The sequence below is a fragment of the Thiocapsa rosea genome (assembly GCF_003634315.1).
Classification (GTDB): domain Bacteria; phylum Pseudomonadota; class Gammaproteobacteria; order Chromatiales; family Chromatiaceae; genus Thiocapsa; species Thiocapsa rosea.
Genome location: NZ_RBXL01000001.1, coordinates 3,919,392 through 3,945,598, shown reverse-complemented (window position 1 = coordinate 3,945,598; position 26,207 = coordinate 3,919,392). Strand labels below are relative to the sequence as shown.

The window sequence follows — 26,207 nt, the reverse complement described above, 5'->3', positions numbered from 1 at the left end:
AGGCGGCTAGCCTACGCGAACGGGGCTGCGCGGCTCCAACAAAGAAATGTAAAGAGCCCCCGTCGCATCCGTCTTGGTTTATGAGCCGACTCGGGCGCTCGCCTCTGCGATCGCGGCCCTCAGGGCGCCGTGATCGATGGGTTTGCGCAGCACGAGCGGCGCGTACGGCAAGGCATCGAGCGAGAAGGCCGACGGTGTCTGGCCGGTCATCAGGATCACCTTCAGATCCGGAAACCCCTGTGTCAGTTCGGCACACAGGGCAGCGCCGTCGAGAACGGGCATCGCCAGATCCGACAACACCAGATCGAAGTCGGCGTCGTGTCGCAAGAGATCAAGGGCGTCTTGGCCATTCTCGGCGAACGAGACCAGCGCGCCGTCCAACATCAGCAATCGCCCGACGGAATCCGCGACACGCGGGTCATCGTCGACGACGAGAACCCGCAGCAGGGGCGTGATCGAAAGCGCGTTCGACGGCGCAATCCGGTCGATCTGCGGGGATTCTTGGTGGTCGATCGGCATCAGGAGTCGGAACTCGGTGCCCTTGCCGACTTGCGAGGACACGGCCAAGGCCGCACCGGAGCGCACGACGAACTCCTGCACCATGAACAGACCGAGTCCATGCCCGCGTTGTTTGGCCTTGGTCGAGAACAGCGGCTCGAAAAGCCTGTCCAGAACCTCCTCGGACATCCCGCACCCGGTGTCGACAACCCGGACCTGGACATACTCCCCCGGATCGAGTCGACCGACGGCCAGCGGGACGGAGGCATCCCAGACGACCGTCTGCACGGCGATCAGGAGATCCCCGCCATCGGGCATCGCATCGCGCGCGTTCAGCACGAGATTCAGCAACGCGGCCTGCAGGAATGAGGCATTGCTCTCGGCCGCGAGGCCGGGCTCGAGATCCAGCCCGAGGTTGATCTTGGCCGGGAGGACCTGTCTGATGATCGTCACCAGCTCGCGAATCGTCTTCTCGAGCGCCACGCGCTCCAGCACGATGCCGCCTGCGCGACTGAGCGAGAGCATCCCCGAGGTGACGACCTTCGCTTGACCGAGCGCACTCTGGGTCTCTTCGATGACCTGAGCCACCTCCGGATCGCCCTGCTCACCGCTCAGGATGGCTTCCAGATAATAGAGATTGGCGTCGATCACCCCGAGCAGGTTGTTGAAGTCGTGCGCCACGCCGCTCGCCAGATGACCGATGGTCTCGCGCTCCTTCGCGCTGATGAGCGCGGCCTGAAGTTGCCTCTGGTATTGCTGTGCGACGATGCGCTGGCCAAGCAGGCGGACGAGCTCGCGCTCTGGTCCGGACAGCTCGGAGCGTTCGGCGTGACCCAGGAACCTGATCACCAGGTCGTTGGCCCGACCGTTCGGTCCGATCCAGCTCAACGCCATACGGACGCAAACGAGGTACCCCGCGTTTGCTGTCGCCGCCGGCAACGCGGCTCCGAACAGGACATGAGGAACGCCCGGCTCCGCGTCAATCGTCTCCTGCCCTGCCGTGTCCTCCGGGATAGAGGCCTCGGAAGCGCTCCCGGGTGCATCCGCGGGCGGAAAACGTACAATCGGGTGAGGGGTCTGATCCGTTCGAATCTCACTGATCTCTCCGGCGTCCATGCCCAGACCGACGCAGCCGAGCTGAAGAAGAGCGAGCAGCTCCTCGGCCGCAGGCAATGCCTGGCTTGCCAGATCGACCAGCGATTCCAGGCTATTGGTATAGCGCAGAAGCGTCCCCTCGAGTTCGCGTTTGCGCTCGGTCGCGGCCTGAAACTCGGTGATATCCTCGACCATCGCGAGCGTCAGGGGCCGCTCGCTGCTTCCGCCGGGCAACACGGCAACCCGCAGATCACCCCACGCAAGCGAGCCATCGGCCTTGCGATAGCGCATGGTCATTCGGTAGAAGTTGCGTTTTCCCGCCATAAGCTCCCCGAACAGGACGAGTTCCGTCGCAAGATCATCCGGAAAGGTGATCTCATCAATGCCCGTTCCGACCAGATCCTGCGATGAATAGCCGAGAAACTCGCCGAGCGCGCGGTTGACCAGATGCAGTCGCCGGTTGGGACCCACGATCGAGATCCCGAGGGGTGCATTCTCGAAGATCGCACTCAGACGGGCCTCGCTTTTCTCAAGCTGCTCCTGGACCCGATGCCGCTCGGTGATATCCACATCCGTGCCGCGGTATCCGAGCAGCGTGCCGTCTTCGGCGACGACCGGAGCACCGCTGCTCAGTACCCAGATCGTCGAGCCGTCGGCGCAACGGATGGGATTGACGTAATCGGTGAAGTGATCCAAGCGCGCGAAGCTGTGCAATGTCTCGGCCTTAAGGCTGTCTCGCGACGCCTCGGGCGCCAGATCGAAGAAGTGCTTCCGGCCGATCAGGTCCTCGCAACGGTAGCCCCAAACGGTCTCGACCGTCGGACTGAGATAGATGAAGAGACCATCAGCGTCCACCTCCCAGTTGACGGTTCGGCTATGCAACGCGAGCTGGTCATAGCGCAGATTGCTTTCGCGAAGCTCCGCGTAGGTGCGGGCCCGTTCGAATGCGCTCACCAGGATGCTGGAAAAGACCCGCAGAAAGCGGACCTCCGCCTCCGACCAGTCCCGCGGCACCTGCACCGCGTCGAAGCCAACAAACCCGATCAGGCGCTCATTCTGCAGCAGGGGCACCAGCACGACCGACAGGATCGACTGGAACTGCAGGATCTCGCGCTCCTTGGCCCAGGCGTCCGGGAGCTCCGCCACACGCGGGACCACGGCGGCCTGTCCGGACTTGAGAAGATGCATCGAGGCGGAGAAGTGATCGATCGGAAGGCATTGCAGATGACCGATCATCGGCTCGACCCCCTGGGCCACCCACTCATGGCTGTTGCTCATGGTGTCGGCAACCAGATCGAATCGGAACACATAGGCCCGATCGGACTCGGTAAAGCCGCCGAGCCGCTCGAGGGTTCGGTTGATCAGCGGGTCGAGATTCTCATCATAGACAGCGACGAAATCCGAGGCCAGCCCGAGCAGCTCGCGCTCGAGGGACTCGCGCCGCATCAGCTCGATCTCGGCCTCTCGGCGGACCGTAATATCCTCATGGATACCCGCCATGCGCAGCGGCCGACCTTGCGCGTCGCGCGCCGAGACGCGCCCCTGATCCTGAATCCAGATCCAACTGCCATCGTCGTGCAACATCCGCAGCTCGCAACGGTAATGGTCGGTCTCGCCGCAGAGATGCCGAGCGACCTCACTCTCGGACCTCGAGAGATCCTCGGGATGACAGAACATCTGCCAGGTCTCGATCGTGGTCGGCTCCAGATCCTCGAGACGGCGGCCGAGCATCTCGGCCCAGCGCGGATTGAGCGTCAAGTCATTCGTGACGAGATCCCACTCCCAGGTCCCGACCTGTGTCCCGTCGATGATGTCGGCGAGACGGCGACGCTCCTGCGTCAGCGCGAGCTCTGCGGTCTTGCGCTCGGTAATATCTCGGCCGATTCCGATGATCGAGTGGATTCGGCCTTCCCCGTCGACAAGAGCGCGATCGACCCACTGCAACCACCGCCATCCCTTGACCGTTCTGGCGCGTTGATCGAACAGGCAGGTGTACGGCGGGTGGCGGAGGGCATTCATCGCGGCAGTCGTTGCATCACGATCAGCCGGATGGACGTTCGGCAAAAAGTGATGCCCGATCAACCCGGCCTCGTCGCGACCGAAGAGTCTGCAGTAGGATGGACTGACGTACTCGAATCGTCCCTCGGCATCCATGCGGACGACCAGATCCTCGATGTTCTCTACGACCAGACGGTACCGTTCCTCCTGACTGCGCAGGGCCTCTTCGATTGCGCGCTGCGCGGTGATATCGAGGGCGGTTCCGGACAGACGCAGTGGTGTCCCGTTATCGGCGAAATGGACGCGACCTTCCGCGCGGAGGATCCGCTGCACGCCGTTCGCACCCTGCACCCGATGCTCCACGACAAAACGACCATCGGGGCGGGTGATGACCGACTCCATCTCCGCCCGAACGCGCGCGGCATCCTCCTCGGGCACAGCCGCACAAAACGCATCCAGGCTCGGCGTCACGGCGCCCGGCGCATAACCGAGCAGTCGAAACGCCTCGTCGGACCATTCGATTCGGCCGCTGTCGTAATCGAGGTCCCAAGTACCCAGATGCGCAGTCGCCTGCGCCTCGCGCAACATGGCTTCGCTGCGGGCCAGACGCTCCATGGCCTCCTTGACCGCCGTGATGTCCTGTTGGATGCCGACGTAGTGCGTGACCTCGCCGCGCGAATCGACCAGCGGGGCGACATTCAAGGCGTTCCAGAACGCCGTTCCATCCTTGCGATAGTTTCGCAGCGTGACCTGGCAGGGCTCGCCGGACGCAAGCGCGGCCCGAATCCGCGCGCGTTCCGGCTGACCGCGGTCATCGCCCTGGAGAAAACGACAATTCAGGCCCATCACCTCGTCCGCGCGATAGCCGGTCAGCGTCTCGAAGCCCTGGTTGACGTAGCTGATGCGGTAATCGGCCCCGGCAACTCGGCCTGCGACGACGATCCCGGTGCCGGCCTGCGACAACGCCTTGATGAGGACGGCATGCCGTTGGCGGGTGCGCAAGGTCTCGAATGCCAGCGCGGCCAGGTCCGCGGCCGCCTCGAGGATCTCGGGTACGTCCGCGTCGGGCTCGCGCGAGGGACACGGCCCGATCGCAAGCACACCGGCACACTGGTTATCCTGCGTGATGATGTCGGAGCACCACCAGAAGGCCTCGCCCCCGGCCGAGAGGATGTCGGTCTGCCGCCTATCGGTCGCATCCCGAGCCGACTCCACGACAAAGAACCGGCTGGCGGAGTCCATCCGGCTCACGCCTGCGGGATCCCGTTCGCGCACCCGGCGCTCCAGTTCCGCGTACTCGCCGGCACCGAGGCCGCCCCCGGCGAAGTGCACACGTGAATCGGCCAAGCCTTTCTTGAACAAGACGCACCGGCATCCCGGGGCTATCCCTTCAACCAGGGCACAGAGGCGCTCCGCGGCCGTGCGTTCGTCCTCCCCGGACGTCATCAAACCGGCCAACATCTTCGCCTGCAGATCACGAACGGAGCGCAGCCGGGATTGCGCATCGCGCTCACGCTCGATCATCGCGAAGCTCTCGGAGAGACCCCGGGACATGACACCGAAGGCGTCGGTCAGGGCCCGGCCCTCGGCCAAGAGCCCGGGCGACGGGATGGCCGGGGTCTCGCCCGCGACGATCCGCGCCGGCAAGTCGGCAGCGATCCCAACGAGCTGATTCAATGGACGCACCAGCAACAGTGCGAATCGGTCCGCCAGCAGGATCGCGATCGCAGCGATCGCCAACAGGAGCGTCAGCAGACGCAGCACCGTGTGCTGCAGCTTGTCGACCAGCGTAGCCGCGCTGAGCTCGATCAAGAGTCCCTCGCCGACTGTCGGTTCAGCAAGCGGCAGGATCATGCGATAGCGCGACTGCCACCAGAACGCCATCCGCGAGGGATGCCAATCCTCCGGTGCCAGGATCATCAAATCATCGGCCGCGGTGCGGGCGGTACGGGCATTCGGCGCACCTGCGGGAGGCCCGGGGTCACCGGCCGGTCCGATCAGACGCACCTCGAGCTTGGCGTACTCAGGCAATGTGTTGCCGAAGAGTCGGGCCATCTCCCGCACATGATCCAGGTGGATCTCGGCCGCTTCGGGGGACGTTCCACGTGGACCTGTATCGAGCTCGTGAATCGTGAGCACACCGAATGTCCTCAGGCGGTCGGCAAGATCCTGCTCCAGACGATCCTTGAGATCGTAATTCTCCCAAGCAACGACGAGAATCGACGGCAACAGAAATCCCGAGAGGAACAGCGTGAACAACACCTGCCGTGCCGAGAGGCTGCCGGAGCGACGTCTCATCGCGGCCACGACCATGACCACCAGCCCGGCCAAGGCCGCGTTCAGGATGCCGTTCAAGGCCTGCTTGACCGCGACCACCAGGGTCTGGTGCCAGACCATCTCCATGACACCACGGTAGAACAGCAGAACCAAGGGGATGCCGATCAAGACCCAGTAGAGCATCACCGAGACACCGAGATCCGGCGTCGCGCGGCCTCGCCGTCGCGCGTGATCCCGATGCCAGCCCACGAAGGCCGCTTCGGCCAAGAAGATCAACAGGGCAAAGGGATGATCCCAAAGGAAATAGGTATAGGCACCGGAGGCGGCGGCGACGATCAGGCCGGCACGGGTCCCGAACCAGACAATGGCCAGGAGAACGGCCACAGATCCGAAGATGATCTGCAGACCGAAGAAAAGCGAGAGATTGAAATGGTTGCCGACCACCGCGAGCAGGGTCAGCAGGACCGTGAGCGCCACGGTGCGGATCGGGCTCATGGTGGCGCCGGGGCTGGACTGCTGGTTCACTGCTGTCGCTCCGCACCTACTGGATCAGGGCGCGGTCGTCGCTCTGCGGTTCCTCGACGCGCTGCGGACTCGACGCGACGGCCACGCCGTCCGAATCACCCCCGGCCGGTCCACCGATCAGACGCTCGAGCACGGCCCGCAGCTGATCCGGGGCAATCGGCTTCTGCAGGATCGCATCCGCGCCCAAGGCTCGGCACATGTCCAGGACATTGGTCTGGTGCCCGCGGATCACATCAACGCTCACGGCGAGGATCAGCGTCGCCGGGGCGATCCGGCGCATCCGCTTGATCATCTCGAAACCGTCGAGGTGCGGCATGTAGATGTCGACAATGAGAAGCCGCGGGGCTGCGTCTTCGCAGATCTGCAATGCGGTGCGTGCATCCGCGAAGGTCTCGCAGCGGTAACCCCAGTCCATCACCAGGCGAGCCGTGGCATGCAGCATGCGCTGGTCGTCATCGACGACCATGATGGTTGGTCCGCTCTCGACCCCATCGCGTCCTCCGGCGGACAGGCTCGGGTCCGGCACGCGCGTGGACTCGCCGTCCCCGTTCGGCACCGAGAAGGTGCTCGCCAAAGCCTCCGCCGTCATGGGCTTTCCGAACAGATAGCCTTGCGCCAAATCGACGCCTGCTTCAATCAACAATCCACGCTGCTCCTCCGTTTCCACCCCTTCGGCGACGACCTGCAGCTCCAGCGTCTGGCCGAAGCTGATCATGGCGCGCAACAATCTGAGTGACTTCGGTGAGTCGAACATCTCCGAGACGAACGACAGATCGATCTTCAGCGTGTCGAACGGGAGCTCGGCGAGCGCCCGCATCGAGGAATAGCCGATCCCGAAATCGTCGATCGCCAGCGAGGCCCCCATGAGATGGATCTGAGCCGCAACGGTGCGCAAGACATCGGGGTAGGCCGTGGCGGCGCTCTCGGTCATCTCGATCTTGACGGAGCAGATCCCCGCAAACCCGTCGACCAAGCGGCGCACCAGGACCAAGGCCCGCTCCTGCTGCAGGATCAGCGGCGACAGGTTGACCGCGATGAAGGTCAGATCCGACGCGGCAAGCGTCTCCCGCGACTCGATCAGACGCTCGAACAGGTTCTCGGTGACCTCGTAGATGAGCCCGCTTGACTCGGCGAGGGGAATGAACTCGGCTGCACCGATGATCTGTCCGCTCGGCAGCCGCAGACGCGCGAGCACCTCCGCACCCTTCATCCGCCCGTCGGCCGGCGAGACGATCGGTTGAAAGTGCGCGACGATACCGCCGCTGCGAATCTGCCATTCCAGATCCTCCCGGGTGAAGGCAGCACCGGCTTGCGGGTCTTGGCCCCGCCGTTGCCGTGCCGCCGTGACGCCCTTCTCCAGGATTGCGGGAAGCTCTTTGACCATTCGGGACTTGGAGACCGCCCCGAGGACCTGGATCCCGGTCGAGTGCGCGATACGTCGCGCGGTATCGAGCAGATCGTCGCCATGCCCAGAAAGGAGAACGACGGGAATCCCGGGGTGGGTCTCGGCGAGCCAATGGATGACATCGATGCCGTTCTCCCGGCCCAGACCCAGATCGAGAAGGACGAGCTCGGGGAGATCCGACGCAAGCGCGGCCTTGAAGGAGGCAACGGACACGTGGAAATCCACGGCATACCCGAACCGCTTGAGGAAACGCCCCAGAACGGCCTCGATTCGCGGATCGTCGTCGAGACACATCAAACGCATGGAGGCTCTCCCGGTCGGAAATGGTCTCGACTGATGGCCTGCCCCCGGGCGGGGGCGGATGCACCCGGCGGAGTCAAGCCGATTCGAGACAATAGCCTATTAGGCCGAACCGAGCACGACTCATTCAAGTAAAGCATTGTAAAGGGCTTATTTGTGCGACTGTGCCATCCGGCTGCGCGGATCGCCGCAAGTCGGCGTGTTCCCCCTCGGAATCGGTCAGTCGTTCTCGAGCCTCAGACGGTAGCCGTAGCCCCGCACGGGCCAGATCACGAGATTCAGGATGCCCCCGTCACGCAGCTTGCGCCGAATGTTGCCGATGTGGACATCGACCGTGCGGTCTTCGGGGATTAAAGGCTCGCGGTTGAGCAACTGTGCGCGGCCGACGGCCCGTCCGTGCTGACGCATCAAGGTCGCCAGGATGCGGGCTTCGGTCTCGGTCAAGCGCAGAGAGACCCCGCTGGAGGCGTCGCTCAGGCTCATGGCGCTCGGGTCGAGCGTCACCGTGCCCATGTGGATCGCGTCGTGAACGCTCGCCTCGAACGCGTGTCTTCTGAGAACGGCTCGGATGCGTGCGAGCAGCTCCTCGACCTCGAAGGGCTTGGTGATGTAGTCATCGGCACCGGCATCCAAACCGTCGATGCGGTCCTGCAGATCATCGCGTCCGGTCACGATCATGACAGCCACGGGGGTGGAGCCGACGAGCTCGCGCGCCAGATCCATGCCGTCCTCCGCACCCAGGTTGAGATCCAGGAGCACGAGATCCGCGCCATTGTGACGATAGAGTCGGCGCATTTCGGCGCCGTTGGCGGCGACCGACACCCCGAAACCCGCACGCGTCAGATGACGCATGAGAACACGACCCACGCGCGGATCGTCTTCGACGACGATAATGCTGGCGGAAATGCTCGTCTCTCCTTATCTGAATCCGGCGGATTCCAATGCCTACCATGAAAATTGTACATCCTGCCCGGCGCCATGTCGCCGGCCTCGCATCGACGGACTCTCCGTCCCCGAAACCGATGCGATGCCCCATCGAGAGCGTGCCTGTCTCGTCCGCCGTAGAACAGCGTGATCGGCGTGAGGAGGATTGTGTCGCGTGCGGGGATCCGGAACCCTTCGGCGGTGCACGCACGAATGGCTCGGTCCTCCCGTCGGTGGAACCGCCTGCGACATACGACGTCCGGATCGAGGAAAAGCCCTTGTCGGCATTGACCCCATCGGAGCGTCACCGCCTGCGCATGCTGACGGACGGAACCGGCGACTCCCACATGCTTGCCGTTCTTCACGAGCATCCCAAGCAAGCCCTGTGCTTCTTGGCCCGCTGCGACGGCGAGATCCTCGGCTGGAGCTTGGTGCGTTGGTTCAAGCCATTTTCAGAACGGCCGCGAAACGCACATTTGAGCGTCTTCGTCGCGCCTGAATGGCGACGCTACGGTCTGGGGCGGGCCTTGATCGAGGACGCGGTGCGGTTTGCCGTCGCGCACGCGCTGGTCGCATGGGTGTACGCCGGCGCGAGCGAACAACGTGACTTCTATCACCGATGCCCATCGGTCGAGCACATCAGCGACACACCCTTTCGGATGCGCTGAACCAACCGAACCGCCGGAAACCATCCCCGTCAACCAAACCCGATCGCGATGGGTAGAGCGTAGCGAAACCCATCCTCCAAACCGCCGCGCTGCTGGGTTTCGGTCCGATGCCCTTGGCGCGGGCTGGATGGGTTTCGCTGTCGCTCTGTTGGTGCCGGGAGTGGAGCGTTGGAGCGGGGAGAATGGGTTTCGCTGTCGCTCTGCTGGTGCCGGGAGTGGAGCGTTGGAGCGGGGAGGATGGGTTTCGCTGTCGCTCTGTTGGTGCCGGGAGTGGAGCGTTGGAGCGGGGAGGATGGGTTTCGCTGTCGCTCTGTTGGTGCCGGGAGTGGAGCGTTGGAGCGGGGAGGATGGGTTTCGCTGTCGCTCTACCCATCCTACGGTTTGGGGTGGTTTTGAATCGTTCCTTATGGGCGCATGCTGCTGAGCGCATCCGTCAGGTCGGACATCTCGATACGGACATCGATGTGCTCCGTCCGCTCGGAATCCGGTGGCCCGTCCAGGGACGACACGGCGCGCCGCACCGCGGCAAGCGCCGCTCGGCTGCACACCGCCGAGACCTCGGCGCCGCTGAAGCCGGTGCTCCCCGCGACCAGCGCATCGACATCTATGCCGCCGCCCAACGGCTTGCCGCGCAGATGGACCTTGAAGATCTCCTGCCGGCTCTCGTCGTCCGGGAGCGGGATGCGGATGACCTGGTCGAACCGGCCGGGCCGCAGGATCGCCGGGTCGAGCATATCCGCCCGGTTGGTTGCCCCCAGCACCAGCACGCCGCGCAGATCCTCGATGCCGTCCATCTCGGCCAGAAACTGGCTCAAGACGCGTTCGCCCACATGATTGTCGCTGGCGCTCCCGCCGCGTGCCGGCACCAGTGCATCGATCTCGTCGAAAAACATGATGCAGGGCGCGGCTTGGCGTGCCTTGTGGAAGATCTCGCGAACGCCGCGCTCGGACTCGCCGACATACTTGGACATGAGTGCCGGACCCTTCACCGAGATGACGTTGACCTTGGTCTCGCTGGCCACCGCCTTGGCCAGCATGGTCTTGCCGCATCCCGGCGGTCCGTCGAGCAGGATGCCCTTGGGCGGGCGAACACCGGCCTGCTCGAAGAGCTCCGGATACTTGAGCGGCCAGGCCACCGCCTCCTTGAGGCGATCCTTGGTCTCGTGCAGGCCGCCCACGTCCTCCCAGGTGACGTCCGGGATCTCGACGAAGACCTCCCGCACGGCGGACGGCTCCACATCGTGCAGGGCCGCGAGAAAATCGCCCATGCGGATCTCGAGGGTCGCCAAACGCTCGTACGGGACGGTCCCGAGGGTCAGGTCAAGCTCAGGCATAAGGCGCCTGAGACAGAGCATCGCGGCCTCGCGGCACAGTCCCTGAAGATCCGCCCCGACGAAGCCGTGTGTCACATCCGCGAGATGTCGCATCGAGACGTCCTCGGCCAGCGGCATGCCGCGGCTGTGGATCTCCAGGATCTCGAGGCGTCCGTCCCGGTCCGGGATGGGGATCTCGATCTCGCGGTCGAAGCGTCCGGGGCGACGCAGGGCCGGGTCGATCATGTTCGGCAGATTGGTCGCCGCAATCACGATGACGTTGCGCCGCTGGCTGAGCCCGTCCATCAGGGCGAGCAATTGCGCGACCACGCGCTTTTCCACCTCGCCGAGGGTGCCCTCGCGGCGCGGCGCGATGGCATCGATCTCGTCGAGGAAGATGATGCTCGGCCCCTTGGCCGACGCCTCCTCGAAGATCTTGCGCAGATGCGCCTCGCTCTCCCCGTAAAACTTGTGGATGACCTCCGGACCGCTCACGGCGAAGAAGTTGGCCTCCGCCTCGTCCGCGATGGTGCGGGCGATCAGGGTCTTGCCGCATCCCGGTGGTCCGCGCATCAGAACGCCCTTCGGGGCATCGATGCCGAGCCGCTCGAAGAGCTCGGGATGGCGCAGGGGCAGCTCGATCATCTCGCGAATGCGCTGAAGCTGGGGCTTGAGTCCCCCGATGTCCTCGTAGGAGACGGGGTTGCGCGCTCCCGAGGTCGCCGACGCCTTTTGCCCCTTGGGTCCGCTGATCGTGAGCTGCGTGGTGGGGTTGATGATCACGGTGCCGCGCGGAGCGGTCGCTACGACGCGAAAATCGGTCGAGCGGCTCCCGAACAGGGTGACGCGCACGCGGTCTCCCTCACGGACCGGGAGTCCGTCGAGCAGGCTGCCGATATAGGGCAGATCGCGATCGGTGGGGGTCACCGTCGTCGGCGCCAGGGTGATGCGATCCGCCGGGGCGTGCGCGGTCACGCGCAGGACGACGAATTCGTCCAGAGCGGCGCCCGCATTGTCCCGACTGATCCCGTCGAGCTGCACCCGTCCCTGACCGCGGATGTCCTTGAAGGCCGGCAGGACCTTGCAGACCGCGGGACGCTTGCCTTCGATCTCGACGATGTCGCCGATCGCGACGCCCAGCCGAGCCATGTCGGCCGGATCCATCCGTGCGAAGGCACGCCCCACATCCTTGCTCAAGGCCTCCGAGACCTTGAGCCTCAGCTCGTTGGATTCGCTCATAGCGCTACTCTTGCTTGGTTTCCGTGTGTTGCGGTGCGACCTTTGGACAGCGGATTTCGACCACGCCGTTGTTGCAGGAGATGGTCGCGACATGATCGACACAGTGCGCAGGCAGCACGATCTCCTTGTAGTAGGAGCGTTCACCCTCCCCGGCACGCAGGGTGAGGATGTCGTCCGCAAGATCCACATGAACATCGGGGCTCGAAACACCGGGCATCTCGGCGACCAGGATCACCTCGTCGGGTTCGTCGAAGAGATCGATGACGGGCTCACGGACCTCCTGGACCACGGCGTGTCCGGTCGCCTCGTCGCGCTTGATGTTGCCGAAGGGCTCGACCTTGACCTCGTCGCGATCACCGCCGAGACCGGTGCGCACGGTAAAGCCGTAGACCCCTTTGAGGGTGTTGCCTCCGTTCTGGACGTCGAAGTTGCCCGAGCGTTTGAGCTGCTCGCCCTTCTCGGCGAGATCACCGAGCTTCTCGACGAGATTGGCGAGCCCCCCGAGGAAACCTTCGACGGATCCGTCCCGGCCTTTGCTGCTGCTCATGGTTCCTGACCTCTTGATCTGGGGGTTATCGAATGTCCGAGGGCGCGCCCGTCGCTGCGCGGGACGCGGTGCCTAAGTGCTGCCTTCAGGTCTCGGCCTCGGCCACTCCGTCGGATCCGACCGGTTTGCCGAGCGGGTAGACGACCCGGATGTCCGAGGTCAGCCCGGGCGTGATGTCATGCAACATGCCGAGAAAGAGGATGCCGACCTCGCCGGCCTTCAAGGTCTCGTTGATCCGTCCGGCGATGAAGAAATCGCGTAACTTGAGCAGGGTCCGGGCCTGTATCTGCAGGGCGTCGCGGTCGTCGCTGTCCAACCCCTGCTGCTCGGGGTCCAACAGGCGTTTTGCCAGGTTGTACTCCTGCAGCAGCAGCGGCCCGGACTCGGTGCCCATCAGGGTTGCGCCCTGGCTATGAAGACGCAGCAGGATCCGATGGTTGCGGCTCCCCTTGTAGGTCATCTCCTTGACGATCTCCAGCTCGTGGCCGCAGATCGGAAGACCGTCCTGATAAAGCCGGGTCCGGGTCGGATCCAGGTCCAGGCCATCGATCAGTTGCTCGATCTCGGTCCACATCTGCTCCACCGTGTGCACCCGCCGCCGCCACGCCTCGGCGCCGAAGGCGGTATGGGTGGCCGATTGCACGGGCGCGCGGAGTGCGCCGAGATCCACCTGGCTGTGGATCACGGGGCAGTAGATGAGGGTCCGGGTCGCGTCCGGGGCGACCTGCAGGGTCCTGGTGTGCTCGGCTGGATCGGACATGATGATTCGCGCTCCCTCAGAGGACGGTCTCGGCCGCGGCGGACTGTTTGACCAATAGGGACTCCAGGCGAGCGAGGCGGTCTTCGATGCCCGACGCCGCCGCGGTGCCGGGCAACGAGGCAGCAGAGGCTTGGGACGAGAGCCCCTTGAACATGGCGTTGTCGGACCACCAATCGATACCCATCTCGCGGGCCTTGTCGACCGAGCAGATGACCAGCCGCAGCTGGATCGTGAGCAGCTCGATGTCCACCAGCTTGATACGGATGTCACCGGCGATCACGATCCCTTTGTCCAGGACACGTTCCAACAGATCGGCAACGCTGGTGCTGTTGGTGGAATGGGTGAGTGTAGAGCGCTGAACGGACATGCTTACATCCTCAAAAGAGCTTGCCGAGCGGACCTAGATCGAGATTTAGGTCCTGCTCCTCGAGTCCGAGGAGTCGGCGCAGACGCTCGATCTCTTCGGACTGACGCATCAAGGCGAGCCCCAGCTGCTCGATCTCGTCCTCGTCCAGATCGCCTCCGTCGACACGGCGAATCGCTTGGCGCTCGAGCAGGACATGGAGCAGCTTCACGACGGTCAAGACCAATTGACCCAGACCCCGCTGCACACGTTCCGGATCGATATCGATGCGCCTGCCCGCGGCGGCGACCTTGGTCTCCAGGAGGTCCGCCAGCAGGTTGGCCCGCTGCAGGGTCGACGTGTCGGGTGCGGCCGAGGCTGCGCTGCTCGGGGCCGTGCCGGTTCTAGTGTCGGACATAAAGCATCTCCCGCTTTGCCGTCTCGACCGAGGTGATGACCAGTTGCAGGCTGAGATACAAGAGGTCGACGTTTGCGACCGCAATGGTTAGCTCGCCGGAGACCACCGCTCCCTTGTTCAGGATTCGATCGAGCGCCTCGCACAGCGAGACCCTTTGGATTTCTTCCGGGCAGTCCGGGTGTTCGCCGATCGCGAGCATCATGATGCGTCCTCGCCCGCTCCGTCGAGATCATCCTCATCCTCGTCGGAGCCGAGCTCGTTCGCATCCTCCCGCGCATCCAAGGCGTCGAGCTCGTCGAGCAGGGCCTGCTCACGGGTATCGAAGGTGTCGTCCGTGATCTCGCCTTGCTCCAAGGCGCGATAAAGGGCGCTCAAGGCAGCCATGATCTCGTCGCGCCGGGCGCGCTGCTCCGCGGTCGCGGACTTATGGATCTCCTCGAAGACCCAGATGATACCCTTGAAGGGCGCAGCGAGAAGATCATCGACGATCAACACGGTTTACCTCCGAGGGGACCAGTGTTGCACCATCGGCACCGCTGCGACCCCGATTGCGGAACAGGTTGCGGCGTCAGACATGGATGTCCATCTCGACGAAGTTGTGGGGCGCCCAAGGTCCGTTGAAATCGAAGGCATAGTTGTTGTCGAAGGGACGCGCGGCCTGCAGGACGACCTGCTCGAATCGCCCGGCGGCATCGCGATCGACGAGACAGGCCAGGTGTAAGACCTCCTTCTCGGTACGGCACTTGTTGCGCTTGATCTCGCGACAGCAGCTGCGCATGACGGACTCGACCTGCTCCGTGTACTCCTCGCGATCCTGCTCCAGGAGACGCTCGAAGCTTCGCCCGAGCGTGATCATCTGATCCTGGGTGAGGTTGCTTCCGTCGCGGAAGAAATCGTCGCGAAGCTCCTGCAGCTCCGGATGTGCGCCGACGAAATACTCGAAGATGTTGGGGACGTCCCAGGACATGCGCAGTCCCATCTCCAGACTGCCGTCCACTCGCTCGAGCTGATTCAGAAAAGCGTCTTGGTTGTCCTTCAGGATGCGGATGATCGCGGCCTCGTCGTCGGCCATCAGGCCGAAGGCCGCAGGCAAGGGGGAGACCTCGCGCAGCACCTGTTTGAGCACCTCTTGGTGCGCGGCCATATTGCGCCGCTGGGGACGAATCCGCCCGCCGGAGAGATCGCTCACGACCGCGGCGACACGCCCATCGCCGATGGTGTAGACCTCGCTCTCGTCGAGCCCGATCCGTCCCAAGGAGTGATCGCCCCGGTCGGGAATGATTGCGTAGATGTAACGCCCCGCCGCCACGTCTTGCCGCTTCGCCTGTTGCATCTCTGGACCTCTCGCTCGAATGTTTCCCGCCGTGCCTTCTTGGCTCAATAGCGGATCTTGACGGCCTCGCCGACCGAGGTTTCACCCGAGGTGGTCTGACGCCCCGCGCCGGTGCCTTTGCCCCGTCCTCGATGGGGCTGCGTCGGAACGCGGCCCGAACCCGGTCGAGCGTTGGCCGGAGGGCCACCCGGTGCGACGGCTTCCACGCCGAGGATCTGCAGCAGCTGCTCCATCTCCTCGGCGATCTCGGCGCAACGCGCGTCGATATTGTCGACCCGCAGCATGGCACTGGCACGCTCTTGGAGCCGACGATGGCGCTCGGTCTCGAGCGCGAAGAGGCGCATGTACATCTTGTGCGGGGCACGCACATCGTCGGCCATGCCCGCGAGGGTCTTGATGTCCCGGACGCTGCGTGAGGGTTGGGTGAACTTGGACATCTCAGATCTCCTTGTGCAGACCTTTGGGCTCGACGATCTTGGGTCTGCGCGCCCGAGCGCTGATGCTGGCGACGACATCGTCCACCGGCGATTCGCCCAAGGCATTGCCGTCGCGGCGGACCTTCGCCGAGTCCATGTCGAGGATGTCGCGGCAGATGTCGCGGAAAAAGCTGTTGTTCGAGCGGGCGCTGATCCTGCGATCCGCCATGATGCGCGCGATGGCGATGCAGGCGCGCAAGGTCGGGCGATGATGATTGACACTCTGCCCGCGCAGCTCTCGGACGATATCGACTACGATGGCGACCTCGCTCGGCGGCAGACCCGATTTGGCCCGGGTGACCCGGATCTCGGTCTCGCGGTCGTAATGACCGATCTTCATGGTGATCATCCGGTCCATGAGGGCATCCTGGGTCTTGTGCGTACCCGCATACTCCTCCGGGTTGGAGGTAAAGATGACCCGAAACTCCGGATGGACCTCGAGATACCCGGCGCCTTGATGACGGCGGTTGGGAAGATTCAGGATGCCCTCGCCGAGGATACTCAAAAAGATGTTGTTGACCTCCGGGCGGGACCGGTTGAACTCGTCGTAGATCAGGGTCTCGCCGTTGAGACACGCGGTCGTCACCCGGTTGTCGATCCAGAAGGTTCGAACCTCCTCCTGGGTCTTGACCACGGAGTGAATGTAATTATCGACCAGGGTGTTGCGCCGATAGCCGTTGTCCTGACCCACCATGTCGGCGAGACCCAGCTCGTCGTTGCCGTGGATGAGTTTCACCGGACGGCCGCGCTTTGCCGCGGCATGGAAGGCCAAGGTGGTCTTGCCGGTTCCCGCGGGGCCTGCGAGATGAACGGGGTAACCGGCCTGCAGATAGGCGGATGCCCGCTCCGCGAGCGCCTCGACCGACGGCGTGCAGACGAAGGTATCGCTCGCCTCGGGTTGCACATTGTCGTTGTTCAAGGCCGAGACCTCGCTGGCATCTTGCAGGGGTTTGGCGCTCATGTGTGTTGTCCTGGCATCGATTGGGCACGGGGCCTCCCGGGCCCCGCACAGTGGTGGATTCCTTGACGCTCGGCCGGTCCTGCCGGATCAGTCGGTCTTGAATCCCTCGTCTCGGGCCCGAGCAGGTTTCGGCTCCGGCTTGGCCGGTTTGTCCTCCGGTTTCGCCATCGAATCGGCGGCAACGAACGGCTTCGGCGCCGGTTTGGCGTGCGCCTTCGGACGCGCTGCGGGGGAGGGGGCCGAGGCCGGTGGCCGGGCCTTCGCCATGCCGCCACGCCAAGCCTCGCGGGCGGAGGCACGTTCGCGACTCAGGTCATCGACCAGTTGGACGGTCTCGCGCCTGAGGCCTGTAACGGCATCGACGATGTCGGCCACGAAGGCTTCTCCGGCAGCCCGTACCTCGGTCGCCATCTCGCCTCTTGCCTGCCGAAATCCATCCTGCAGTCGGGAGACATCCTCGCGCATCGCGGCGCCTTGGCTGGCTCGCTCGGCACGCGCCTCGGCGGCCGACTCGGCGAAGGACCGGCGAGCCGCGTCGCGCTGTGCCGCGGCCTCGACACGGAGATCGGCGACCTCGCTGCCCAGCTGTGTCATAAAGGCGTTGCGGTCAGCCCGGCCGGATTGCGCCATCTCGGCGAAATCCGTGTGGAACCGGCTCTGGAGTGTCTCGACGCTGTCCTTCAGATTGGTCATGAAAGCGAGCGCGCTGGCCGAAATCTCCTCGCGGGTCTCGGCGATCAGGGTATGACGGTTGGTGCGGTCCGATGCGATCTCGTCGCGCAGCCGCCCCATGTCTTCGGTAAAACGGCCCATGGTGTGCTCCTTGTATCAGGTTGCGGAATCCGACCCCGAGCAAGCAGGCCTTCGCGCCACCCGACGACCGGGCTCGGCGCGGACGGCCGCCTGACCCGGCGGGAGATGCCGCCTCGAGGCGATGCCCCGAGCATAAGAGCGGCATCTCCCGAGGTACTAGCCCCTAGATCAAGCCGGAGCAGCTGCCGGAGCGGTCAGGCCGATGGCCTCTGCATACTTGAGGTAGGTTTCGACGGAGGCGATCACCACACGGGCCTCAATCGCCAACAGCTCGATGCCGACCAGGGAGACCTTCACCCACGCGTCGATCACGATGCCCTTGTCGAGGATCCGGTCAACGACTTCGGCGAGACTGGAGGAATCGGTGGAATTTGCTACTTTTGCCATGATCTCTGTCCTAATAAAGAGTCTGGACGAATGCACGGAATGTGCGTTGTAAGCGAACCCGGCGGGCCTGGATCGAATCCCGTGCTCCCTTTACCCCGGCCCCAACGAAGTCGTTCAGCCATCGGATACCCTCGATGATCCTTGCGACTCCTCGTTCGGCGTCCTGCCTGTCGGGTTGCTTGATTCTTATAGAGCATGTGCCGTGCCAGTATTTCAAAGAGCGACGCAGATTATTTATTAACCGGAAAAACAGTGGGTTGTTCGTTTTAATTGGATGCGCATTTGGTCACTCGCGCGTTCGAAGCAATAAAAGCATGGAGCAGAGACCATAATCATGGCGGCCGCTCCATAGAGATGATGCGCCATACCGAGCATTTTAAGAGTGCGAATTGTCAATCCAAATCAAGTAATTGCGAATTATCAATAGGAGTCATGTCGGCGCCTGCGCGTTTTGAAGAGCTAAACCGCGTCCAGAGCGAGATACTCATTTTCGAGTGAGCTCGACGTTTGGTGCATCCACGGCCCTTAGCGGGAACGCGTTTAGAAATCATATATTTTGTAATCTCTTAAACCGCGCCATCGCCAGCGGTCGTCAAATCTGCCAGCCGAACCCATCCAAAGAAATCGCATACCGCACCGGGCGCGGTTTGGAAGGCTCGGGATTCTTTCAGTGATGAATCGCGGACGGCACCGTATCGATGAAGCAGGATTCAAATCGATGAAGACGCGAACCGTGTTCAATAAGACCGGTCCGTAGGTTTGACGAGTTTATGACCGGGGCGGCAATGCGGCGATGCGATCGATGATGTCGAGGATGTCGTGATGCAGAAACGGCTTGGCGACGAAGTGCTGGATCATGCCGGTCCAAATCAACTCTTCGACCGTCGGATCATCGGAGAAAAAATAACCCGAGATCAGCACGATCACCGGATCCTCCAGGCGTTCTCGGAGATGACACACCAGGGTCGTGCCGAGGATATCCGGGAGCTTGGCATCGACGAAGACGGCCCGATAGCGCTTCAGACGACAGAGCCTGAGCGCCTCTCGTCCGCTGAGTGCGTGGTCGACGGGGAAGCCTCTGCGTGCGATCAGACGCCCGAGGATCCAGTTGATCGCGGGCTCGTCATCGACGGTGAGGAAGGTCGGGGGCTGCCCGTCACTCACGGCACGAACGGACGTCGCCCTCGCCGGGGCACGGCGGTTCGGCCAAGGGCAGGCGGACGCAGAAACAGGTTCCGATTCCGACCTCGCTTTGCACGTCGATCCGTCCCCGATGCTGTTCAATGATCGAATAGCAGATGGACAGACCGAGCCCTGTACCATGCCCGATCGGCGAGCGGGTGTAGAAGGGATCGAAGATCCTGACGATGTGCGCCGCGTGGATGCCGACCCCGGTGTCGCTGATGCGCACCGAAACCTCTTCGACCTCTTGGTCGACAGCGATGGAGAGTCGACCGCCCGCCGGCATGGCCGCCATGGCATTGAGAAAGAGATTGAGGAACGCTTGCTCAAGCAGGCTCGGGACACCGCGCACCCAGAGCGGCCGATCGCCGACCTGCATCTCGACCTCGATGCGTGCGATCTGCGCCTGGTGACTCACGACCGAAAGGGCCCGCTCGAGCAGTGCAACCGGCTCCACCAGGGTCATCTTCTCCACGGCGCAGGGGCGCGCGAAGCGCAGCAGATTCTCGATGATCTCGGATGCCTTGCTGACACCCGCGATCGTCTTCTCGACACATTCGCGTTGCAGCTCCGGCTCCAAGGAGTCGTCGAGCAGAAACTGGGCTGCCGAGGAGCAGACCGCCAGGGGATTGCGGATCTCATGGGCGATCCCGCCCGCCATCACACCAAGCGCCGCCAATTTCTGGGACTGCAGCAGCTCGGACTGCATTCGGTAGCGCTCGGTCAGATCACGACCGGCCGCAACCATCCCGATCAGGGTTCCGTCCTCGCTCAACATGGGCGCGATGGTCCAGGACACCGCGATCCCCTCCCCGGATACCGTGCCCAGCGTCCACTCTTCGTTCAGACTGCCCGGCAACACCGTCGCCCGGGACAAGGCCATCTCGACCTCCGGGCGTTCCGTTTCCAGAAAGAGCTCCGAGAATCCGCGATGCATCACGACCTCGGCCGCATAACCGGTCAGGCGTGCGGCCGCGCGATTCCAACTGAGGATATGCCCGTCGGTGTCGGTGGAGACCAGGATATCGCTGGCGCTCTCGACTACGCTGGCGAGATGACGCTCGACACGCTGGATATCCTTGCTGAGACGCTCCTGCTCGGTGATGTCCTCCATCAGAAACATGGCATGGGCAACCCTGCCCTTCGCCGGCAACGGCAACGCCCGAAAATAATAGGTTCGCATGGGCATCCCCGGGGCACGGAAGGTAATCCGTCGGAAGGGGCTCTGCTCATTGTTCACGAAGACACGTTGCACGCAGTCGAGGATATCGGTCCGCTCGACGATTGCAGCCGGAAAGACCTCCTCGAAACGCCGACCGAGGGTCTCCGCGTCGGTGCGATTGCCTTTTCGCAAAAAGTTGCGGTTGGCCATCACGATCCGCAGACGACCGTCCACCACCAGGATCGAGGAGGGGATGGCGTCGAAAAGGGTTCGAAACATGATTCCACCGAGCGGCCGCGGGCTATCGGGATCGTCCGCGACCGTTTCAATCCAGTGATCGGATATCGTCATCGATGGCTCCAACGAAGTTGTATGGGGGCCATGGACCGGTCAAGAGTCCCGTCCCGCGCAGACTCGACGCGTCCTGCCGCAGACATTCGACAAAGTGTTCGCCCTGCTCGCGCGGAACCAGGAAATACAGCGAGAGCAACGATCGTCCGTCGATCTGGCCAAGCTCCTCGCGGACCTCTCGAAAGCGCCCGGCTACCCGGCCCTTGATGACCTCGCGCGCCTCGCGTGCTCGCGCGGCAAGGCTCGCCTCCACATCGAGGCGGTGACGGATCGCGAGAAGATGCGAAAGGCCCGGACCCATGTCCGGATCGGCGCGCGGGTCACTCGGCGCATTCGCATGCAGCCTCGGAGCCGCGTCGTCGTCCGTCGCTGCCGGCGCGTCGGCCGGAAGCAGCAGTCGAATACCGAACTCGAGACAATCACCGACCTGATCGAGCAGTCCGTGCAATCGATCGCGGGACCTGTGGAGGAGTTTCCCGACCGCTTCGTCGCCGGCTAAAAGACAACCGAACCGCACGGGGATCACCGCCGCGCACGCATGGATCTCCGCGACGATGTCCGCGTAGCGCTGGAGCCCGACACTGCTCGCGCCCGCAATCTCGCTCGGTTCCCGATCGGCCACCAAGGCCGCGAGCCCGTCGCGCTCGATCCAGCGCAGACCGGCCTCCGCACGCGCGATCGACCCGGGCGGAGAACGCAGGATGCAATGGAGCATCGGACGGGGCCGATCGCTCATGGTGTCCCGCAAAAACTGTACAGTGGCCAGGGACCCGAGCAATGCAGGTCGAGGCCCTGGTCCGCGAACGCCTCGCGGCTCCGCTCGATCGCTTCGCTCAGCGACGGACCCAGATCGCGAGCAACCAGACAGGCCCGACTCGCGACCATTTCGTCACGCAGGGGCCGAATCAGGAGCGTCTCGCAGCTCGGCCGCAACGCCTCGTCCAGACACCCGATCTGTCCCTTCAGCCAGGGGCCGATGGCCTGCTCGGCCTCGCCGCGGCGCCGTTGTTTCAGGAGATAACCGCGCCCCCCGGCGGGCACGTCCCCTCCTTCCGGATAGAGCGACTGCATCCGCGTGGCGATGACCCGCTCGCGGTCCATCGAGACCTTGACTGCCCATTCCTCACGCCCGGCCATACGCTCGAAGAAGTCGAGCAGGGCACGGCGTCGCGCGGCCACCTCGAGAGCAAGGGCCGGCAGCGAGGAGAACAAGGTGGCGAAGGTCAGCGGGAACACGGTCGACCGTTCCATGGTGCGTGTAATCACCCGATCATGGGCCTGCGCACGCGGCACCAGCCACTCGAGATCGGCGAGCCGTTGCTCCGCCTCGGCACCTGCAAAGCGCCCGAGAGGCACGCGACTGAGGATGACATCCAGTCCAGCAAGACGCCGGATCTCGATCGGGTCTTCCCAACCGCAGTCATCGAATCTCAGATCCGACGCCAAACAGGCCGGTGCGAAACAGAAACAATAGAACGCGTCCACGGGCGCCTCACACCCCCAATCCGTAGGCCTTCAACTTGGTGTGAACCGTCTTGTAGTCCACTTGGAGCATCCGAGCCACCGCCGCCTTGTTGCCGTTGTGGCGTCGCAGGGCGCTCGAGAGGACCTCCCGTTCCAGATGCTCGACCCGTGCGCGCACGATCTCCTTGAGCGAGAAACCTTCGCTGTCCGGATCCATTTGGGTGGCTATGGACTCGCCTAGCGGATTCGACTGGGTTCGGAACCCGGACTCCGGGAGGTCAAGGTGATTGACATCGATGAGGTATTGCGCGATCAAGACCGCACGACGCACGACGCTCCTGAGCTCACGCACATTGCCCGGCCAGTGGTAGGTCAACATGGCTTGGACGGCCTTGTCCGTGAAATGACCGATGTGTTTGTGCAGATCCCTGTTCGCATCGACCAGAAACTGGTTGGCGATGTGCATGATGTCCTCCCGCCGCTCGCGCAGCGGCGGGATCGCGATGCGATAGTCGGACAGCCGATACAGCAGGTCGGCGCGGAAACCGCCCTCGCTCACCGCATCGGCCAACTGCCGGTTGCTCGCCGAGATCAGCCGCACGTCGACCGGGATCGGCGTGCTGCCCCCGACCCGGTAGATGACCCGTTCCTGCAGAACCCGCAAGAGCCGAGCCTGCGCCGATAGGGACAAATTGGTGATCTCGTCGAGAAACAGCGTCCCGCCGTCGGCGGCTTCGAACCGTCCCGCCTGTTGCCGATCCGCACCCGTAAAGGCGCCGCGCTCGTGGCCGAACAACTCGTTCTCGATCAAAGACTCCGGGATTGCACCGCAGTCGACGGCAACGAAGGGCTGCTTCGCCCTGGGACTGGCCTCGTGGATCGCATGGGCGACCACCTCCTTGCCCGAGCCGGTCTCCCCGAACAGGTTCACCGAGAAGTCCGTGGGTGCCACCCGCTCGATGTCCTCGATGGTTCGCGTGATCGCCGTGCTTGTCCCCATCCGCTCGGTCAGCGGATCCCGACCCCCAATGACCGGGAAGGGACGTGAATCATGCTCCAACGCCCCCTGAACCCTGGCTAAAAATTCTTTGTTACCCATTGGCTTGGCGAGATAATCGTAGGCGCCTTCCTTGATGGCGCTGACCGCGCCTTCCAGATTGGCGAACCCGGTCAGAAGGATCACCGGCAGATCCGGGAGAGCGAGCTTGAGCTGACGCAAGAGTTCCAGCCCGGTCATGTCCGGCAGTTTCCAGTCGAGGATCGCCAGACTCGGCCCGTAAGTCTCCGATAGGCGCAGCCCCTCCCCCGCCGAACGGGCCGTGATGACCCCATAGCCTGCACGCTGAAGGAGAAGCTGCAGGATTCGCAGCATGCTGTCGTCGTCATCCACGACAAGGATGACGTCCGACCAATCGTTCGTTTCCTTGTTCATCATTGTTGATTTCCGATGCTTGGGTAGGCGTTCGGGTACCGGATCAAGTCCGGTTTCGGCGCGTTGGTCGCGCAAACCATCCGCTGGGTCTCCCGGGCCCCATGAACTTCAACCTCCCAATGGTGGACCATCCGCGCCGCGCGAGGGGTAAAGATTTGTGAAGAAGGAGCAGAGGAAATGCTTGACCGCGCGTGCGCTCCGATTGCCCGAGATCCGGATTCAGTCGCGATCGGCGGGACCAATCAGGCGCTTGACGGTCGCCCGCAATAACCAGGCAACGATTGGTTTTTCGAGCACGGCATCTGCCCCCATGACGCGACTGATATCGAGCACGTGGGTCCGCTGCCCGTAACCGGCATCCCCGCTGACGGCGAGGATGCGGGTTGCGCCGCCCATCGTCCGCATCCGTTTGATCACCTCGAACCCATCGATGTAGGGCATGTAGATGTCGACGATCAAGAGGTCAGGCGCGCTCGCCTCGGCAGCGAGGAGCGCGCGGTGAGGTTCGCTGTAGGTCTCACATTGGTAACCCCAGGAGATCGCGAGGCGCGACGTGGCACGCAGCAGAAGCAGGTCGTCATCGACGACCATGATGCGAGCTGCGTCGGTACCCGGATAGCGGCCCGAGGATTGCTCGAACGCTGCCTGGCGCAGGACCCGATCGACAGGTCCGAAGCAAGGTGTGACGTTCCGCCGCTGCTCCTCGGCAGTCCCGGATGCACCGAACATAATTCCTTGGATCGGCTTTAGAAAACACCCGGATCCAGCTTCGATACGAGTGTCGTCGTCAAGGACGGTGGGATGCATGGTGACTCCGCTGATAAGGACCCTTCGGAACCTGTCCCTAAGGTCCATCCCAGACTGAATGGATCAAGTTCCGTATAACCGGCGCGGTCGGCAGGGAGATTCAACCGACACGAGTTTCCCCAAATTAACCTCCTTCAAGATCTTTGGGGCAAGTAAAGATTCGTGAAGGCGCCCCCGAGCGCGGCGGCTCTTGCGTCCTTTACAGATCTTTACTGTTTTCGTGATGGGTAAAGCGCAGGATAGAGGTTCAAGCCTGGAATCGTCTCCCGACCAACCTACCTCGGCCGGCACGCATTCAGGCTTGAATTCAGCAGCAAGCAATTGACCGCCATGGCGCACCACACACCCGCGATGGCGGTTTTTTTTCGTCACGGATGCAGGGTATCCGGCGCAGCCTCGCGATACGGAATCCCATCGCGCTCGAGGCGTTCGCGCAGGGCGTCCATCGCCGCTTCGATCCCGCTGCGCCCGCGAAAACCCAACCGAATGTGGGCATCATCTCCGAGATGAGGCAGGCTGAAGAGCTTCAGCTCGGGGAACCGGTCGCCGAGATCGCGCATCACGGGGATCAGGCTGCTTTCCGGGGTATCGAAAAGCTCGAAGGCCCGCTCCTGCACCAGGTCCGAGACGCCGTAGAAGCGATCCAACACCCATTGCGCCATCGGCCAGGCCATTTGGGGGAAACCCGGAAGAAACCAGTGCCCGCGCAGCGAAAAGCCCGGGATCCGGTTGATCGGGTTCGGAATCAGATCGCACCCTGCAGGCAGATCCGCCATAAGGATGCGGTTGGGGTAGACCTCGGCACCGAACTTCTCCTCGAGCAGGGCTTTGGCTTCGGGATGACGCATCAGATCCAGACCGACCGCGGTCGCGGCGCAGGCGCGGGTGTGATCGTCCGGTGTCGCGCCGATGCCGCCGCACACGAATACGGGATCCTGGCGCCCCAGCGAGAAGCGCAGATGGGCAACCAACACCTCCGGGTCGTCCGGAAGCAGCCAGTGCCACGCCAGCTCATGGCCGCGCTCGCCGACCATCTCCTTGAAGGCGCGCAGATGGGCATCGACGCGGGAGCCCTTGAGGATCTCGTCGCCGATCACGATGAGACCGAAGGCAGTGGGCGGGCGGTGTTGGTGCGTTGACATGAGGTGATGGGCCTTACTGATTAGGAACGACGTTCAGCCACCGGGCAGACGCAGCGTGTTTCCGGTGCTGAGGATCGGCCGAGCGAAGAGCCGACTGAAGTCGGCGTACCCGGGGGCCGACTGAAGTCGGCGGACCGGGGGGGAGCGACTGACGTCGGCGGTCCGGCCCGCGGGTTCGCCGGTTTCAACCGGCACCCGGGGCAGGCGGACTTCAGTCCGCCCAGGGCAACGATCGGCATATTAAACCGCGCCCGACGCGATAGGCGTCGTTTGTTGGATTGGCTTGGCCGCGGCGGCTCCGACGACCGCCGGAGCTGGCGCGGTTTAACTCACGAAAAACACCCATGTGCTCGGCATAAAAAAGGGGCTATAAGCCCCTTTTTCATG

At 63.6% G+C, this 26,207-nt stretch carries 23 protein-coding genes; 1 reads left to right on the top strand and 22 read right to left on the bottom strand.

Annotation, left to right across the window (positions count from 1 at the left end):
- Nucleotides 1–78: 78 nt before the first annotated feature.
- The 3 genes from BDD21_RS17800 to BDD21_RS17790 all read right to left on the bottom strand — a co-directional run bounded on the left by BDD21_RS17800 (nucleotide 79) and on the right by BDD21_RS17790 (nucleotide 8,989).
- On the bottom strand, nucleotides 79–6,393 hold the full coding sequence (locus BDD21_RS17800; protein ID WP_120798292.1) for a PAS domain S-box protein: 6,315 nt from the start codon (nucleotides 6,391–6,393) through the stop codon (nucleotides 79–81).
- 16 nt (nucleotides 6,394–6,409) lie between these two features.
- Nucleotides 6,410–8,101: an EAL domain-containing protein gene (locus BDD21_RS17795; RefSeq protein ID WP_120798291.1), complete on the bottom strand. Its 1,692-nt coding sequence runs from the start codon at nucleotides 8,099–8,101 to the stop codon at nucleotides 6,410–6,412.
- 216 nt (nucleotides 8,102–8,317) lie between these two features.
- Nucleotides 8,318–8,989, bottom strand: a complete 672-nt coding sequence (locus BDD21_RS17790) for a response regulator transcription factor (protein ID WP_281269185.1) — start codon at nucleotides 8,987–8,989, stop codon at nucleotides 8,318–8,320.
- Nucleotides 8,990–9,300: 311 nt separating this feature from the next.
- Here BDD21_RS17790 and BDD21_RS27935 point away from each other — a divergent pair, with 311 nt between their 5' ends.
- Nucleotides 9,301–9,690, top strand: a complete 390-nt coding sequence (locus BDD21_RS27935; RefSeq protein ID WP_170164801.1) for a GNAT family N-acetyltransferase — start codon at nucleotides 9,301–9,303, stop codon at nucleotides 9,688–9,690.
- 404 nt (nucleotides 9,691–10,094) lie between these two features.
- Here BDD21_RS27935 and BDD21_RS17780 read toward each other — a convergent pair whose 3' ends face one another.
- The 19 genes from BDD21_RS17780 to BDD21_RS17690 all read right to left on the bottom strand — a co-directional run bounded on the left by BDD21_RS17780 (nucleotide 10,095) and on the right by BDD21_RS17690 (nucleotide 25,820).
- Entirely contained in the window at nucleotides 10,095–12,242 is a 2,148-nt protein-coding gene (locus tag BDD21_RS17780) for a CDC48 family AAA ATPase (RefSeq protein ID WP_120798288.1), read from the bottom strand.
- Between the two features lie 4 nt (nucleotides 12,243–12,246).
- Complete coding sequence (locus tag BDD21_RS17775) at nucleotides 12,247–12,789, bottom strand: Hsp20/alpha crystallin family protein (protein ID WP_120798287.1); 543 nt, start codon at nucleotides 12,787–12,789, stop codon at nucleotides 12,247–12,249.
- A gap of 85 nt (nucleotides 12,790–12,874) precedes the next feature.
- On the bottom strand, nucleotides 12,875–13,549 hold the full coding sequence (locus BDD21_RS17770; RefSeq protein WP_211335091.1) for a hypothetical protein: 675 nt from the start codon (nucleotides 13,547–13,549) through the stop codon (nucleotides 12,875–12,877).
- A gap of 16 nt (nucleotides 13,550–13,565) precedes the next feature.
- Nucleotides 13,566–13,916 (bottom strand): gas vesicle protein, encoded by a 351-nt coding sequence (locus BDD21_RS17765; protein ID WP_120798286.1) that lies wholly within the window; start codon nucleotides 13,914–13,916, stop codon nucleotides 13,566–13,568.
- A 10-nt stretch (nucleotides 13,917–13,926) separates the two neighbouring features.
- On the bottom strand, nucleotides 13,927–14,310 hold the full coding sequence (locus BDD21_RS17760) for a gas vesicle protein K (protein WP_120798285.1): 384 nt from the start codon (nucleotides 14,308–14,310) through the stop codon (nucleotides 13,927–13,929).
- Nucleotides 14,297–14,512 (bottom strand): gas vesicle protein, encoded by a 216-nt coding sequence (locus BDD21_RS17755; RefSeq protein ID WP_120798284.1) that lies wholly within the window; start codon nucleotides 14,510–14,512, stop codon nucleotides 14,297–14,299. The genes BDD21_RS17760 and BDD21_RS17755 overlap by 14 nt, the downstream gene beginning before the upstream one ends.
- On the bottom strand, nucleotides 14,509–14,805 hold the full coding sequence (locus BDD21_RS17750; protein ID WP_120798283.1) for a gas vesicle protein GvpG: 297 nt from the start codon (nucleotides 14,803–14,805) through the stop codon (nucleotides 14,509–14,511). Before BDD21_RS17750 ends, BDD21_RS17755 begins: the two co-directional genes overlap by 4 nt.
- 73 nt (nucleotides 14,806–14,878) lie before the next feature.
- Complete coding sequence (locus tag BDD21_RS17745; protein ID WP_120798282.1) at nucleotides 14,879–15,643, bottom strand: GvpL/GvpF family gas vesicle protein; 765 nt, start codon at nucleotides 15,641–15,643, stop codon at nucleotides 14,879–14,881.
- Between the two features lie 44 nt (nucleotides 15,644–15,687).
- Entirely contained in the window at nucleotides 15,688–16,080 is a 393-nt protein-coding gene (locus BDD21_RS17740) for a hypothetical protein (protein ID WP_120798281.1), read from the bottom strand.
- 1 nt (nucleotide 16,081) lies between these two features.
- Nucleotides 16,082–17,080, bottom strand: a complete 999-nt coding sequence (gene gvpN, locus BDD21_RS17735; RefSeq protein WP_120798280.1) for a gas vesicle protein GvpN — start codon at nucleotides 17,078–17,080, stop codon at nucleotides 16,082–16,084.
- A gap of 87 nt (nucleotides 17,081–17,167) precedes the next feature.
- A complete protein-coding gene (locus BDD21_RS17730; RefSeq protein WP_120798279.1) occupies nucleotides 17,168–17,893 on the bottom strand; it encodes a hypothetical protein in 726 nt (241 codons plus the stop codon).
- A 168-nt stretch (nucleotides 17,894–18,061) separates the two neighbouring features.
- Nucleotides 18,062–18,280, bottom strand: a complete 219-nt coding sequence (gene gvpA, locus BDD21_RS17725) for a gas vesicle structural protein GvpA (protein WP_120798278.1) — start codon at nucleotides 18,278–18,280, stop codon at nucleotides 18,062–18,064.
- 768 nt (nucleotides 18,281–19,048) lie between these two features.
- Complete coding sequence (locus BDD21_RS17720) at nucleotides 19,049–19,444, bottom strand: response regulator (RefSeq protein ID WP_170164800.1); 396 nt, start codon at nucleotides 19,442–19,444, stop codon at nucleotides 19,049–19,051.
- Nucleotides 19,437–20,903, bottom strand: a complete 1,467-nt coding sequence (locus BDD21_RS17715; RefSeq protein WP_120798276.1) for a PAS domain-containing protein — start codon at nucleotides 20,901–20,903, stop codon at nucleotides 19,437–19,439. Before BDD21_RS17715 ends, BDD21_RS17720 begins: the two co-directional genes overlap by 8 nt.
- A gap of 46 nt (nucleotides 20,904–20,949) precedes the next feature.
- A complete protein-coding gene (locus BDD21_RS17710; RefSeq protein WP_120798275.1) occupies nucleotides 20,950–21,711 on the bottom strand; it encodes a GvpL/GvpF family gas vesicle protein in 762 nt (253 codons plus the stop codon).
- The gene (locus tag BDD21_RS17705) at nucleotides 21,708–22,460 is read right to left on the bottom strand and encodes a GvpL/GvpF family gas vesicle protein (protein ID WP_120798274.1); all 753 of its coding nucleotides are present in this window, start codon (nucleotides 22,458–22,460) and stop codon (nucleotides 21,708–21,710) included. The genes BDD21_RS17710 and BDD21_RS17705 overlap by 4 nt, the downstream gene beginning before the upstream one ends.
- A gap of 7 nt (nucleotides 22,461–22,467) precedes the next feature.
- A complete protein-coding gene (locus BDD21_RS17700; RefSeq protein WP_211335090.1) occupies nucleotides 22,468–23,874 on the bottom strand; it encodes a sigma-54-dependent transcriptional regulator in 1,407 nt (468 codons plus the stop codon).
- A gap of 216 nt (nucleotides 23,875–24,090) precedes the next feature.
- On the bottom strand, nucleotides 24,091–24,600 hold the full coding sequence (locus BDD21_RS17695; protein WP_170164799.1) for a response regulator: 510 nt from the start codon (nucleotides 24,598–24,600) through the stop codon (nucleotides 24,091–24,093).
- Between the two features lie 446 nt (nucleotides 24,601–25,046).
- On the bottom strand, nucleotides 25,047–25,820 hold the full coding sequence (locus BDD21_RS17690) for a competence/damage-inducible protein A (protein ID WP_120798272.1): 774 nt from the start codon (nucleotides 25,818–25,820) through the stop codon (nucleotides 25,047–25,049).
- Nucleotides 25,821–26,207 lie beyond the last annotated feature (387 nt).